Source organism: Marinomonas atlantica, assembly GCF_001639725.1.
Lineage (GTDB): Bacteria > Pseudomonadota > Gammaproteobacteria > Pseudomonadales > Marinomonadaceae > Marinomonas > Marinomonas atlantica.
On record NZ_LTAW01000037.1, the window covers coordinates 1 to 275 of the forward strand.

General features: G+C 50.2%; 1 protein-coding gene. It reads right to left on the reverse strand.

Annotation, left to right across the window (positions count from 1 at the left end; translation table 11 throughout):
* The coding region (locus AYW75_RS18465; protein ID WP_269447803.1) for a reverse transcriptase domain-containing protein at positions 1-226 on the reverse strand (226 nt) is incomplete at its 3' end.
* Positions 227-275 lie beyond the last annotated feature (49 nt).

The following is a 275-nucleotide window of genomic DNA, read 5'->3' on the forward strand; positions in this document are numbered from 1 at the left end:
GACCAGCCTTGAAGGTAAACCCCAAGAACTTACTCTCACTGGTTTTAACGACGCGACTTTTATCGGTATTGACGACCAGCTTCAAGCGGTTTTGCAAGTACTGACTGATACTGCGTAGTACGCGTTCACCTGCTCGCTGACTCTTTACCACTATCGTAAAGTCGTCGGCATAGCGGGCAAACTTATGGCCACGTTTCTCAAGTTCTTTGTCCAGAGGATCGAGCATGATGTTCGCTAGTAGCGGCGATAGTGGCCCGCCTTGCGGTACACCTTCT